The following is a 13322-nucleotide window of genomic DNA, read 5'->3' on the forward strand; positions in this document are numbered from 1 at the left end:
CGGGTCCCTTGTCTTCTGTCGGTGCGTAGACCCCCGCCCCGGCCCTCTGACGCCCGCCTGTAGCATCATTTCGGCCACGAAGAGATGTACACGACATCGGGAGGGTCGGATGGCCGGGGAAACACCAACCGCGTACTGGACCTGGCAGGTGGAACTGCCTACCGACGACGTCGTACGTGGCAGCCTGGATGCGGTCCTCACGGCCGTCTACCAGCTGGGTCGCGAACATCTGGCCGTCGCGGTGCCACACTTGACCATCCGTACGGGCGGAGTAGCCGCGGAATTCGCCGTGCAAGGCAGCTCCCTGGCCGAGAACGCGGAACGAATCGCAGATGAGGTACGGAACGCGGGCGGCGGTGCCCCGGACGGCGAAGTGACGATACTCGGTGACTGTGTCGGCACATGGGTCGGAGCCGATGGCGAATCACACCGGGAACCGCTGCTGACCCGCGTCCGCGCGGAAGCACGTGCCGGACAGTTGTCCATCGCCGTCGGGGCATTCGGCGACGCCTTCCTCCCCTGGGATCTGTCCGGCGCACCGCAGCCTGCGGTCTACCAGCGGAACGCGCCACGTCTCGCCGCCGCCCTGTCGGCGATCACCGTGGCACTGCGTTCGCCGATCCAGCCCGGCGACGAGACAGCGTTGGCTGTGCCCACTGCGGGCGGAGCAGTGAACCGGCTCAGCGCAGACGGCGAAGTGCTGGACCTGACCGCGCCCTTGGCACGGCTCACGCCGAGCACCCCCCTCTACGTGCCGACGCACCCCAGCGACGACCAGATGGTCTTCGAGCTTCTGGACAGTCCCGAGGGCGCGGTGCCGGTCGCTTTCACGTCGCTCGACCTGTTGATCGAACGGCTCGGATCTTCACAGCCATGGACCGCCGTGCGCGCAGAAAAATTCATCACGCTGATGGAGCGTCTTGGAGCCCCTCCGATCCGTCTTGACCCGCCGGTAGAACCAGAAGCGCGACGTTGGACGGCGGACGATGTACTCGCCTATGAGGAGGAGTTGAGTCGTGGGTAACGGCTATCAGGTCGTACTGGCGGATTTGGCCGCCATGGCGAAGACCTACCACACGCAAGCAGACGACTATCGCTCTCTGAAAATGCAGGTCACCCCACCCCTGGCGGACGGCGGCGACCCCGGGTTCAATGACGCACTGCAGACCATCATGAACGCCGTAGATTCACTGCATACCAAGGTGGGGGACAGGATCGCCGACCATGGCGACAAGCTCGGCTACGCGCATGACTCCTATCAACGTCGCGATGTGGACGTGCACGGCGTCTTCGAAGATCTGATGCCGGACTCATGAGCGGGGGAAGCAACAACTGGATCGGCGGCGACTTCGCCGGGCTCCAGCACATGGGCGCCACCCTGACCGGCGCCGTGGAGCCCCTTCAGACGGTAATCGCGTCCCTCGACAGCGGCGTCGACTCGCTGGTGAGCGCAGCCGGCTGGCAGGGTGACGCAGCCACCCAATTCCGGAAAGCCTGGACGACGGACTCGATCACAGCGGGCGGATACTCCGACCTGGTCGGCTCCGTTGGCAAGACATTGAGCAGCCTGGGCGACTCCCTCTCATCGCTCAACGACGCCCTCTACAACGCAGCACAGACCGCGAAGAGCAAGGGCCTCCAAGTCGGCCCGCACGGCGAACCGCTGACCACGGTGGCGAACGCGAGCGACGGCACGGCGCTCAACGAGTACACCCAGGTGTACGAAGCCATCACGCTGCAGGCGGAGAACGCTCGCGTTCAAGCCGCGACAGCCCTGCAGGGGTTCTACGCGGGAATTGACCCAGACCAGCCGATGCAAGCGAGCGACAAGATGACCGTCGCCGCGTTTCTCCGAGATCTCTACGCCACCAGCGACGACCGCAAGAGCGCGGCAGCCGACAAAGCGAACGAGGAGCTGGAGGAAGCCGAGAGGTCTCGGGACGCCGCTCGAGCTGCACTCAAAACCGAAGTCGCCTCGCTCGGTAAGAAGATGGAAGGCGTCCGGACAGACCTGAGCTCGTTCAAGGACTACAAGTCGGCCGTCGCCGACTTCAAGGCGAGCGAGACCGAACTGAATGCCGCCCTGGACAGCCGGAACGCCTTCTCGAAGCTCGTGAACTTCAAGACCGGTGACCTCGACGGCCTGAGTGAGTTGCTGTCTAAGTTCAAGTACGCTCCGGACTTCCTCAAGGACATCCCGGTGTTGGACGTGGCCGCAGCGCTGACCGGCTCGGGGTTCGAGGCAATAAAAGACCATGACGAAGGTTGGTCATGGACCCACTCGATCCTGGTGGACGGCGGCGCGGCGGTGGGCGGTGTGCTCGCTGGGGTTGGCCTCGCTGCTGCCGCCCCTGAGGGCCTGGCCGGTGCAGCCTATGTAGGCGCGACTTCATTGGAGCTGGCGGGTGCGGTCGCTGTTGGCGTCGGCATCGACAAAGCGGTCCATGAACACTGGAGCGAGGACGTCCACGACCACGGCGTCGTCGGCGGGCTGGCCTACGGGAGCTGGAACGTCGTCAAGGGAACCGGAAAATCTATGTGGGGCGATGTGACGGGAGCATGGCATGGAATCACCAGCCTCTTCTAAGGAGTACGCGCAGTACGCACCAACACCGTTGCGGGTGCAGTTTCTCGGCACGTCCTGGGTACAGCGGGGACCCGGGTACTGGGCGAGGCGGACGCTGCTGACCCTCGTAAGGTGCATCCTCATGGTGGCCATCGCGACCGTCGCCGGATCAGCGTTCTACGGCGTAGGGAGCTCCCACCTTCAGCCAACGGTCCGTGACCTGACGCTCGCCGCCATGGGAGTGCTCGTCCTGGTGGGCCTTGCATTCGGCGTCCGGGAGTCCGTTCTCGTCAATCGGACCACACTCACGCCCGAGGAGTGGCGTCAGCGCCGGCAGGAGGCTCGACGCCGCCTCCCCTGGCCGGTCAAGATGATGATGAATTCGGTCGTCCTCATCCTCTTGCTGCCTGCCACCGGGCCGGTGCTCTTCGGCTTCGCGCTCTCATGGCTGCCCGGCACCACGCTCGGACGGGAACTGCCGGAGGAGCGCGGCGCCCGTGCGCGCCTGCAAGCGGATCAGCAGCGCTACGACCGGCTCTTCCACCGCGACCCCGCCTGAGCTGTCGTACCCTTCGGGCGAGGACTTCTGCGAGAGGAAAAGCAACAGCCGTGTACTTCACCGACCGTGGCATCGAGGAGCTGCAGAACCGCCGGGGCGAGGAGGAGGTCAGCTTCGACTGGCTGGCGGACCGGCTGCAGGAGTTCGTGGACCTGAACCCCGAGTTCGAGGTGCCGGTGGAGCGGCTGGCGACGTGGCTGGCGCGGCTCGACGACGAGGACGACGAGTAGCGGCTCAGCCGATCCCCGAGTCGTCCCCAAGTCATCCCCGAGGTGACCCCGACACGATCCCGGACGCGACCCTGAGATTCGCGATATAGCTTGACTCCTGGCGAGTGCGATATATCGTGAAGAGCAGAAGGCCGCGCCCGGGTCGGCGCGGTGCAGCCGCGGCTACGCCGCACGCATCGGGGAGACCGGTATGTCGGAGCACTGGACGATCAGCGAGCCACGGAAACTCGTCTTCGACGAGCCGGTACGACGCCTCAAGGTGCGTACCATCGCCGGCGCGGTCAACGTGGTCGCCGGTGAGGGGCCCGCGCGGTTGGAGGTCACCGAGATCGAGGGGCCGCCGCTGCTGGTGAGCCTCGACGGGGGCGAGCTCGTGGTCACCTACGAGGACCTCACCATGAAGGACTTCCAGTGGAAGGCCATCGGCCGCTGGATCGAGGGTCTGCGGCAGAAGCGCCACGCCGTGGTCTCGCTCGTGGTCCCCGCCGACGTCGCGGTCGACCTCGGGTCCGCCTCGTCCGACGCGGTCGTCTCCGGGGTGACGGGGAAGGTCCACGCCAACACCGCCAGCGGCGATGTGACGCTGGTTCGGGTGAGCGGACCGGTCGACGCCAACACGGTTTCGGGCACGGTGGAGGCGCACGGCACCTCCGGAGGGCTTAAGATCAATACCGTGTCCGGCGCGCTCACCGTCTTCGCCGGCACCAGCGGCGCGCTGAAGGCCAACTCCGTCAGCGGCGCGATGACGGTCGACCTCGACCGTCCGACGGCCGCCGACGTGGAGCTGACCAATGTCTCCGGCGAGGTGGCCGTACGCATCCCCGCTCCGGCGGACGCCGAGGTCAGGGCCGACACGACGAGCGGCGACATCTCCTCCTCCTTCGACCAGTTGAAGGTCGGCGGCGCATGGGGCGCCAAGCGCATCACCGGGACGCTGGGCAAGGGCACCAGCCGTGTGAAGATCACCACGGTCTCCGGCTCCGTCGCCGTCCTGCGCCGCCCCAGCGACGAGGACGACGCCGCGCAGGACGCTCCCCAGGACGCCACTCCCGACTCCCCGCTCGCGATCGACTTCCAGAAGGGGGCTGACGAGGCATGAGCCGCCCTGTCTTCGCTCACGGACGCCTGCGCCTGTACCTGCTCAAGCTGTTGGACGAGGCTCCGCGCCACGGCTACGAGGTGATACGCCTGTTGGAGGAGCGCTTCCACGGCCTGTACGCGCCCTCCGCCGGAACGGTCTACCCCCGGCTGGCCAAGCTGGAGCAGGAGGGCCTGGTCGAGCACTCGGTCGAGGGCGGCCGCAAGGTCTACCGGATCACCGACGCCGGCCGCGCCGAACTCGCCTCCAGGGCATCCGAATTGGCCGAGCTTGAGGCCGAGATACACGACTCCGTCTCGCAGTTGGCCGACCAGATCCGCGAGGACGTCCGCGACTCCGCGCAGAGCCTGCGCGAGGAGATGCGCGCCGCCGCCCGGGAGTCGCGCCGCCAGGTGCGCTTCGGCGACGAGACCTGGCGCGCCGACCGTGAGTCCTGGCAGCGTGCCAAGGAGGAGTGGCGCGTCGCCAAGGAGCAGGCCAAGGAGCAGACGCGGGAGGCCAAGGAGCAGGCCCGGTCCGCCCGCGAGGAGGCCCGCGAGGCCAAGGAGCAGGCCCGCGCGGTGCGCGAGCAGGCCCGTCGCGAGGCGAGCCGGATCGGCGATCAGATCCGCTCGCACATCAAGAGCGGCGACTGGCCCACCGGCCTTTCCGAGGGCCTCTCGGAGCTGACCCGCACCCTCAGCGGCCTTGCCGATCCGAGCCGTTGGACTCCCCCGGGCAGCCCGGAGGGAAGGACACCGCCCGGCCGCCCCGTCGGCGAGCCGGTGGACGAGCCGGTCGACTTCGGCAAGTCCGGCCAGGACGACGAGGTGCCTGCGGACCTGCCCGGTTGGGCGACGGTTGACGAGTCCGGCGAGCCGCTGCGCGAACTGAGCGGCCTGCTGGACCGGTTCCGCGACGAGGTGCGCGACCAGGCACGCGACGCGGGCGTCACCGCGGACAGCCTGCAGCGCGCCCGATCGGTCCTGGCGGATGCCGCGGCGCGACTGCGTCGGCGGTAACTCCAAAGACCGGCCCGGGGGTTACGGGGGCAGATCGGCCAGGGACGTGGGGGCCCTGGCCGATCAGGCGTACGAGGGTGCGCCGCTGCGGCGTCCTACGGCTGCGACGGCTGCGACGGCTGCGACGTCCTACGGCTGCCGCACCCTACGGCTCCAGAACGATCTTTCCGAACACGTCGCCCTTGGCGATCCGCGCGAAGCCCTCGCGTGCCTCGGCGAGCGGCAGCACCGAGTCGATGACCGGGCGCACTCCCGCCGTCCGGCAGAAGTTGAGCAGGCCGGCCAGCTCCTCCTTGGTGCCCATGGTCGAGCCGACCACCTTGAGCTCCAGGAAGAAGATGCGGGTCAGCTCCGCCGCAGGCGGGTTGGGGCCGCTGGTGGCACCGGAGATGACCAGCGTCCCGCCGGGCCGGAGCGACTTGATCGAGTGCGACCAGGTCGCCGCACCGACGGTCTCCATGACGGCGTCGACGCGCTCGGGCAGCCGGGCCCCACTGGGGAACCAGGCGTCGGCGCCCAGTTCGACCGCACGGGCGCCCTTGGCCTCGTCGCGGCTGGTCGCCCAGACCCGCAGGCCCGCCGCCTTGCCCAGCACGATGAGCGCCGTGGCCACGCCGCCGCCCGCGCCCTGGACCAGGACGGTGTCGCCGGGCTTCACGCCCGCGTTGGTGAAGAGCATCCGATACGCCGTCAGCCACGCCGTCGGCAGGCAGGCCGCCTCCGCGAAGGAGAGCTCGGCGGGCTTGGGCAGCAGGTTCCAGGTCGGGACGGCGACCTTCTCGGCGAAGCTGCCCTGGTAGTGCTCGGTCAGGATGGACCGCGGCTCCTTGGGCCCGACGCCGTGACCGGTCTGGCCGATGACGGAGTGCAGGACGACCTCGTTGCCGTCCTCGTCGATGCCCGCGGCATCGCAGCCGAGGATCATCGGCAGCTTCTCGGCGGGGAGCCCGACCCCGCGCAGGGACCACAGATCGTGGTGGTTGAGTGAGGCGGCCTTGACGGTGACGATGCTCCAGCCGGGCCGCGCCTCGGGCTCGGGGCGCTCCCCCAGCTCGAGACCGCTCAGCGGGTCGTCCGGTGCGATACGGGCGGCATAGGCGGCGAACATGCCTTGACCCTAGAACCGCGCGCGACCGCCGGGGAACCGCGCCACGATGTGATCTACGGCTCCGCGACGGTCGCGGGGTGTGCGTGCTAGGACGCCGGGCGCCCAGCCTCAGGCGCGGGCGACGCCCTCGGCGCGGGCAGCCTCGGCGACCGCCTTGGAGACGGCGGGCGCGACCCGCGGGTCGAACGGGCTCGGGATGACCATGGCAGCGGACAGCTCGTCACCGACCAGCTCGGACAGCGCGGTGGCCGCGGCGATCTTCATGCCCTCGGTGATGCGCGAGGCGCGCACCTGGAAGGCGCCGGCGAAGATGCCGGGGAAGGCCAGCACGTTGTTGATCTGGTTCGGGAAGTCCGAACGACCGGTGGCCACGACCGCCGCGTACTTGTGCGCGACGTCCGGGTGCACCTCGGGGTTCGGGTTGGCCATGGCGAAGATCATGCAGTCCTTGGCCATGGTCGCCACGACGTCCTCGGGCACGGTGCCGCCGGAGACGCCGATGAAGACGTCGGCGCCGGCCAGCACGTCGGCCATCGAACCGGTCAGGCCACCGCGGTTGGTGAGCTCGGCGATCTCGCGCTTGACGTCGGTCAGGTCGGTGCGGCCGACGTGGACCACGCCCTTGCGGTCGCACAGGGCGACGTCGCCGATGCCCGCGCCGACCAGGATCTTGGCGATGGCGATGCCCGCCGCGCCCGCACCGGAGATGACGGCACGCAGGTCGGCCAGGGTGCGACCGGTCAGCTTGGCGGCGTTCCGCAGCGCGGCCAGGGTGACCACGGCGGTGCCGTGCTGGTCGTCGTGGAAGATCGGGATGTCGAGGGCCTCCTGCAGGCGGCGCTCGATCTCGAAGCAGCGCGGCGCGGAGATGTCCTCCAGGTTCACCCCACCGAAGGAGGGCGCGAGCCGGATCACGGTCTCGACGATCTCGTCGACGTCCTTGGTGTCCAGCGCGATCGGCACCGCGTCGACGCCACCGAACTGCTTGAACAGGATCGCCTTGCCCTCCATGACCGGGAGGGAGGCCTGCGGGCCGATGTCGCCGAGGCCGAGCACGGCGGTGCCGTCGGTGACGACCGCGACCACGTTGGAGGTCCAGGTGTAGTCGTGGACCAGCTCAGGGTGCTCGGCGATGGCCGTGCAGACCCGGGCGACGCCCGGGGTGTAGGCGAGGGAAAGGTCGTCCGCGTCACGCACCGGAACGGTCGCGTTGATCTCCATCTTGCCGCCGCGGTGCAGGGCGAAGGCGGGATCGATCGGATCCTTCTCGTCGAGGGGACGGGGACTGATGATCTCGGCTGCCACGAGGACCTCTTCGTCGTCGTTCTGTGAGGGTTGGTTTGTCTGGTGATGCGTCCGGTTCGATGCCGATCTCGACACTAGTCGCGGCGCTGGCGCCACAGCTTCGTCTTTTCGTCCCCCAGGTTCGGGGTCCAAGCTCGGTCGCGTCGTGAGATCCGCCCGCACAGACGGGACGCGAACCAGCAGATATGGACGAACGGTACAAACACCGCGAGCGGCGAGAGGCCGGATTACGGACCGGTGCCTCGGATCCGGAGCGCTGTCGTGCTTCCGGTCCTGCGCACCACCCGGATCGGTGCCGATCCGGTGGGCCTACTCGACTGACGGGGGTCACCCGTGAGCTGATTTTGGCACAGTCGCCTCGATCCTGGGCAACGAGCCCGCTCGAGATTCGGTCTTGTTCATCACATGTTCCGTTCAACCGCCATACTGCGGACGCCGTCCGCGCCCGGAGGTACGCGCATCGGAACCGATCGTAATACCCTGGCGGAGAGTACAGTCATTACCAGCGAGTACCACCGCACCACCCGGCACCACACTGCGCCCACCACGCGGTACCACCGGCGGCAGTCGGTGCCGGTCTGTCAGCTTTCACGGGACACGGACACCTCGGGACGACTCATGGAACTCACCACCTACGCGGAGTTCGCCGTCAGGCTGGTCAACACCGAGGAACCCGAGCGCGGCAAGGACGAACTGACCACGGTCGACGAGGTCCGCCGCCTGTTCAGCGCGGGCGGCCGGGGCACGAAGCTGGTCGAGGAGGCGGACGTCCCGCAGTTGCGGGCGGTCCGGCGACGGCTGCGGTCGGTCTTCGAGTCGGCGGCGGAGGGCGACCAGACGCGCGCCGTCGACATGCTCAACGAGCTGCTGATCGAGTACCCGGTCAGCCCGGTCATCTCGGGCCACGGATATCTCGACGAGAACGGCCGCCCGCTGTGGCACCTGCACCTGGCGGAGAACGCCTCGACCGCGACCTCGCTTTACGCGGCGCTGGCCAGCATGGGCCTGGCGATGCACCTCACCGCCCACGGCGCGGACCGTCTCGGCCTCTGCCAGGCGGCACCGTGCCGCAACGCGTATCTCGACACCTCCACCAACCGCAGCCGCCGCTACTGCAGCGACCGCTGCGCGACCCGCGCCAACGTCGCGGCGTACCGCGCGCGGAAGCGCGAAGCGGCTTCCGCCTAGGGGCGGGGATCTGGGCGAGCAACCACCGATGAGCGGATGGCCCTGTTCGTTCGGTGCTCGACCTGGGTGGGTGGCTTGTCGCGCAGTTCCTCGCGCCCCTAGAGGTGCAACTGGCCCGTCTGCCTAGAGGCTCGGGAGGCGGCGGAAGTCGCCGAGGCGGCGGGACATCGCGTACGGGAGGGCGCGGAGGGCCGGTTGCCACCAGGTGGAGGGGGCGAGCCAGGCGGGGCGGGGGGCATAGCGGAGCAGGACTCGGCCGAGGACCAACTCGTCCGGGACCGGGCCGTAGTCGCGGCTGTCGCTCTCGACCGCGCTGTTGTCGGAGAGGAGCCACCACCCGCCCGGGCGACGTTCCACCGCGCGCTTGACCACGATCAGGTCCTGGCGGAGCGGATGCTGTGCCACCACCACCGCGCCCGGCCGAAGTCGCGCGCCGTAGTGGCAGACCAGGCGATCGCCGTGGGACAGCGTGGGCGCCATCGACGGTCCGTCGACCACCAGCACGCCGAACCGGCCCTGGACCGCACCGCCCTCCGGGGGCTCCTGCGGCTCCCGCACCTGCGACTGCGGCTGTGGCTGCCCGCCGGGTTCACCCACTCGCTCGGCCATTCCGTTCATCCTCGCCCACCGCTCGGGACCCGTTCGGTTCCATCTTCGCAAGCCTGCGGGGCAAGTCCACCTCTCTTCTGCGTCTTCTACGTCTTCTACGACCTTTGCCCTAAGCCCCCGGGGCGGACGCGAGTCCGACGCCTTTCGGCGGTAACCTCCTCCTGGGAAGACGATCACAGGAAGGACTCCCATGTTCTCTCGGCTTTTTGCACCGCGGGTCACTGTCCACGCTCACTGCGACCTCCCCTGCGGCGTCTACGACCCCGCCCAGGCACGCATCGAGGCTGAGTCGGTCAAGGCCGTCCAGGAGAAGTACCAGGCCAACGAGGACCCGCACTTCCGCGCTCGCGCCACCGTGATCAAGGAGGAGCGCGCCGAGCTGGCCAAGCACCACGTCTCGGTGCTGTGGAGCGACTACTTCAAGGCCCCGCACTTCGAGAAGTACCCCCAGCTGAGCCAGCTGGTGAACGACACCCTGAAGGCCCTGTCCGCGGCCAAGGCCTCCACCGACCCGGCGACGGGCCAGAAGGCGCTCGACCTGATCGCGGAGATCGACAAGATCTTCTGGGAGACCAAGAAGGCCTGAGTCCACGGACTCTGAGGCTGGTACACGTGGGGCCCGACCGAGCAATCGGCCGGGCCCTTCGCCGTTCCCACGCTGCGTGCAGCGCCGCGGGCTCCGGCGGCGTCAGCCGATGACGACGGTGACCGTGTAGGTGCCCTGGCCGTCGGTGCAGCGGCGGGCCTCGCCGCAGGAGGTGCGGGTCTCGGTGATGGTGACCGTCCCGGCCTGGCGGGCAACGAAGCGGGTGGACTTGGTGCCGCAGCCGCTGCCGGGGTGGCAGTCGGTGCCGGGGCCGATCTCGGGCAGCCCGAGCGGCGACAGGTCGGCCGGGTTGGAGACCTTCGGCGTGCTCCAGGTGATGTTGTGCATGGTCAGCAGGACGGTGCCGCCGACGGGTACGTGCACCGTGTGTCCCTTGGCGTTCTCGTCGAGCTTGAGCACCGTCCCGGTACTGCTCGAACCGGTAGCCGAGGCGGACGGTGTCGCGACGGCGGACGCGGAGCCGGTCGCCGGGCCCGAAGCCCGGCCGGACGAGCCGGAAGACGAGCCGGAGGACGAACAGCCCGACAGCGCCACCCCTGCGGCGAGGCCGAGGGCCGCCACCGACAGCAGACGGAGGCGCTTCGACGACCGCGGAGCCGACGAGTCCGGAGCCCCGGAAGTGGTAAGGGCCTTGGTCATGTGCTTGCTCCTCTGTGCGGGCAGGATCCGGTTGACGGACAACTGCCGATTGGATGCGCTGGCCTGCGCATCGGTTCCCCTCCCGCTCCCCCTGTCCCCTGCCTCCGGGCTGTCTGCGGGTTGTCTCCCGGTCGGCGCGGCCGGGCCGGAGGCACCCCCCTCGAGTGCCTCCGAACCCGCCCGATCCGCGCGACATGAAGCGCCCGCCCGAACCGCACCCGGAACGCAGGCCGGGGGCCGGCCAGCGGCCGACCCCCGGGTGGTGCTGGTGACTGACTGGACGTCAGGAGACGTTCAGCGCGGTGTCGTCGATGACGAAGCTGGTGTTCGCCACGCCGTCCTGGGTGCCCGTGAAGGTGATGGTCACGGACTGACCGGCGTAGGAGGAGAGGTCGAAGCTCTCCTGGGTGTAGCCGGTGTTGGCGTCCAGGTTGGAGAACGAGCCGACCGTGTTGCCGTTCACCGTGACGACGAAGGTGTCGTGCGCAGTGCCGTCGGTCTGCGTGGTGTCAATGTGCTGCCAGTAGCTCAGCGTCGCCTTGCAGCCGCTCGGGATCTTCACCGTCTGGGAGACGGTGTCGGTGTGAGCGGTGCCGTAGCCGTCGAGCCAGGCGTCCCAGCTACCGGAGTGGGCCGGCTCCTGGGAGGAGTTGTTCAGCACGCCCGCGGTCGTGGTCCACGGAGCGGCGGTGCCGGTCTCGAAGCCCGCGTTGCCGAGCAGCTGGGCCGAGGTGCAGCCGGTCGGGGCGGCGGCCACGGTCCAGGAGAAGGTGGCGGTGCCCTTGGCGCCGGTGCCATCGGTCACGGTGACCGTCACCGAGGAGGTGCCCGCGGCGGTCGGGGTGCCGGAGATCAGGCCGGTCGAGGAGTTGATCGACAGGCCGGCCGGGAGGCCGCTCGCCGCGTAGGTGAGGGTCTGACCGGTCGCCGAGTCCGACGCCTTGACCTGCAGCGAGGCGGCGGTGCCGACGGTGCCGTTCTGGCCGGCCGGGGTGGTCACCGTGACGGTGTCGCCACCGGTGCCGCCACCGTGGGTCAGGATCGTGTGCGAGATGGCGCAGGAGTTGGTGTCGTTCGACCAGCTGGCCTGCTCGGCGAAGGTGCCGGTGCCCATGGTGACGTTGGCGGCGCCGCCGGCGGTGCCGGGCTGCAGCCAGGCGCACTCGTCCGAGTTCTCCTGGCCGTTGTACGACGAACCGGAGACGTGGTTGGTCCAACCACCGGCCGGGTACGTGTCCGACATCATCTCGTGCCACTCGTGGCCGAGGGTCATCGTGTACCCGTCCAGCTCACCAGCGGACGCGCCGTTGATGAAGCCGACGCCGCAGTTCTGGCCGGCGTCCATGTTGTACGGCTGGTTGGAGAAGGCGATGTCGCCGTAGGGCGAGGTCGCCGCACCGCCGCTGAGGGTGGTGTCACCGTTCCAGTCGTGCCAGGCGCAGTAGCCGGTGTTCGGGTCCTGGTAGCCGTCCGGGTCGGTGCCGTGGGGCGACAGGACGACGTAGTACGCGTAACGGTTCGACGCGGCGGTGGTGTTACCGAAGTGGCCGGCGGCCTTGATGGCCTCCTGGGCCAGCTGGTTGCCGGTCGCGTTGCTCGGCTCGGCGGCCGAGTTGTCGTTCCAGACACCGGCGAGGACGCCGCCGCTCTGGTACGGGACGAAGTTGGCGTTGGTCGGGCAGCTGGTCGCGCCGTTGGTGACACTCGCGCCGTCGCACCACTGGGTCAGGTCGGCCGACCAGGTCTCGCCGCCGGTGCCGATGCCCTTGAACATCTCCTGGGCGACCGGGGCCGCGCCGTCGACGTCACCGGAGAAGGTGGCGTCGCCCTTGGAGTTGGTGCTCTGGGTGCCCCACTGGTTACCGTCGAAGATCAGGTAGACCTTGACGTGGCCGCTCATGACGCCGACACCGTCGGTGCCGCCGCCGTAGGAGAGCGTCTCCTGGCCGGTGGCCGCCGCCGTCGCCTGGTGCGCGAGACGGTTGCGCTGCTGGGCCTCGTACTGCTTGAGCCCGGCGGTCTTGCTCGCGTTCAGCGAGGAGCTGTACGGGTTGAACTCGTTGCTGAAGGTGGCGTTGCCGCCGACCATGGCCGCGTTGTGGTGGGCCTGGCCGGAGTCGTGGTGGCCACCGCTCGCTGCCAACGCCGGGGAGGCGGCGAAGGAGAGCCCTGCCGCAGCGAGGGAAAGCGAGGCTATGCCGGCGACAGCCGCGCCTCTGAAGCGGGTGTTGCGCATGTGGGGAGCGTTCCTCTCTCGTCGCGGACGCCGTGGAGACCGCGCGGGGGTGACCCGCACGCGCTCGGGGAGTGCGCCCGCTTGCCCTGGGAGAACCGAAGGCTTCAAACCAGCTCGCACACGCCAACTCGCGTGCAAACGACCCGAGTTGGCATACTGTCACCACTTGTTGTGG

At 69.1% G+C, this 13322-nt stretch carries 14 protein-coding genes; 9 read left to right on the forward strand and 5 right to left on the reverse strand.

Annotation, left to right across the window (positions count from 1 at the left end):
* Positions 1-109: 109 nt before the first annotated feature.
* From I2501_RS05720 to I2501_RS05750, 7 genes are all read left to right on the forward strand, one after another.
* Entirely contained in the window at positions 110-1024 is a 915-nt protein-coding gene (locus I2501_RS05720) for an SAV_915 family protein (protein ID WP_196192710.1), read from the forward strand.
* On the forward strand, positions 1017-1316 hold the full coding sequence (locus tag I2501_RS05725) for a DUF6317 family protein (protein WP_328806223.1): 300 nt from the start codon (positions 1017-1019) through the stop codon (positions 1314-1316). The genes I2501_RS05720 and I2501_RS05725 overlap by 8 nt, the downstream gene beginning before the upstream one ends.
* Entirely contained in the window at positions 1313-2587 is a 1275-nt protein-coding gene (locus I2501_RS05730; protein WP_196192711.1) for a WXG100 family type VII secretion target, read from the forward strand. Before I2501_RS05725 ends, I2501_RS05730 begins: the two co-directional genes overlap by 4 nt.
* A 121-nt stretch (positions 2588-2708) precedes the next feature.
* Positions 2709-3125 (forward strand): hypothetical protein, encoded by a 417-nt coding sequence (locus tag I2501_RS05735; RefSeq protein ID WP_196192712.1) that lies wholly within the window; start codon positions 2709-2711, stop codon positions 3123-3125.
* Between the two features lie 50 nt (positions 3126-3175).
* Positions 3176-3355, forward strand: coding sequence for a DUF6104 family protein (locus I2501_RS40515; protein ID WP_196192713.1), 180 nt, complete (start codon positions 3176-3178; stop codon positions 3353-3355).
* A 190-nt stretch (positions 3356-3545) separates the two neighbouring features.
* A complete protein-coding gene (locus I2501_RS05745) occupies positions 3546-4454 on the forward strand; it encodes a DUF4097 family beta strand repeat-containing protein (RefSeq protein ID WP_196192714.1) in 909 nt (302 codons plus the stop codon).
* Entirely contained in the window at positions 4451-5455 is a 1005-nt protein-coding gene (locus I2501_RS05750) for a PadR family transcriptional regulator (protein WP_196192715.1), read from the forward strand. The genes I2501_RS05745 and I2501_RS05750 overlap by 4 nt, the downstream gene beginning before the upstream one ends.
* 145 nt (positions 5456-5600) lie before the next feature.
* Here I2501_RS05750 and I2501_RS05755 read toward each other — a convergent pair whose 3' ends face one another.
* Complete coding sequence (locus tag I2501_RS05755) at positions 5601-6563, reverse strand: zinc-binding dehydrogenase (RefSeq protein WP_196192716.1); 963 nt, start codon at positions 6561-6563, stop codon at positions 5601-5603.
* A gap of 108 nt (positions 6564-6671) precedes the next feature.
* Positions 6672-7868 carry an NAD(P)-dependent malic enzyme gene (locus tag I2501_RS05760; RefSeq protein ID WP_328806224.1) on the reverse strand — a complete coding sequence of 399 codons (1197 nt, stop codon included), beginning with the start codon at positions 7866-7868 and terminating at the stop codon, positions 6672-6674.
* A 618-nt stretch (positions 7869-8486) separates the two neighbouring features.
* Here I2501_RS05760 and I2501_RS05765 point away from each other — a divergent pair.
* Positions 8487-9056 carry a CGNR zinc finger domain-containing protein gene (locus I2501_RS05765; RefSeq protein WP_196192717.1) on the forward strand — a complete coding sequence of 190 codons (570 nt, stop codon included), beginning with the start codon at positions 8487-8489 and terminating at the stop codon, positions 9054-9056.
* 123 nt (positions 9057-9179) lie between these two features.
* Here the strand turns inward: I2501_RS05765 and sodX are convergent, their stop codons facing one another.
* On the reverse strand, positions 9180-9665 hold the full coding sequence (gene sodX, locus I2501_RS05770) for a nickel-type superoxide dismutase maturation protease (RefSeq protein ID WP_196192718.1): 486 nt from the start codon (positions 9663-9665) through the stop codon (positions 9180-9182).
* Positions 9666-9855: 190 nt separating this feature from the next.
* On the opposite strand from sodX, the gene sodN reads away from it, so the two are divergent.
* Entirely contained in the window at positions 9856-10251 is a 396-nt protein-coding gene (sodN, locus tag I2501_RS05775) for a superoxide dismutase, Ni (RefSeq protein WP_196192719.1), read from the forward strand.
* 102 nt (positions 10252-10353) lie between these two features.
* Here sodN and I2501_RS05780 read toward each other — a convergent pair whose 3' ends face one another.
* The gene (locus I2501_RS05780) at positions 10354-10911 is read right to left on the reverse strand and encodes a hypothetical protein (protein ID WP_196192720.1); all 558 of its coding nucleotides are present in this window, start codon (positions 10909-10911) and stop codon (positions 10354-10356) included.
* 283 nt (positions 10912-11194) lie between these two features.
* Positions 11195-13147, reverse strand: a complete 1953-nt coding sequence (locus I2501_RS39045; protein ID WP_196192721.1) for a putative Ig domain-containing protein — start codon at positions 13145-13147, stop codon at positions 11195-11197.
* Positions 13148-13322: the final 175 nt, after the last annotated feature.

The sequence above is a fragment of the Streptacidiphilus fuscans genome (genome assembly GCF_015690355.1).
Taxonomy (GTDB): Bacteria; Actinomycetota; Actinomycetes; order Streptomycetales; family Streptomycetaceae; genus Streptacidiphilus; species Streptacidiphilus fuscans.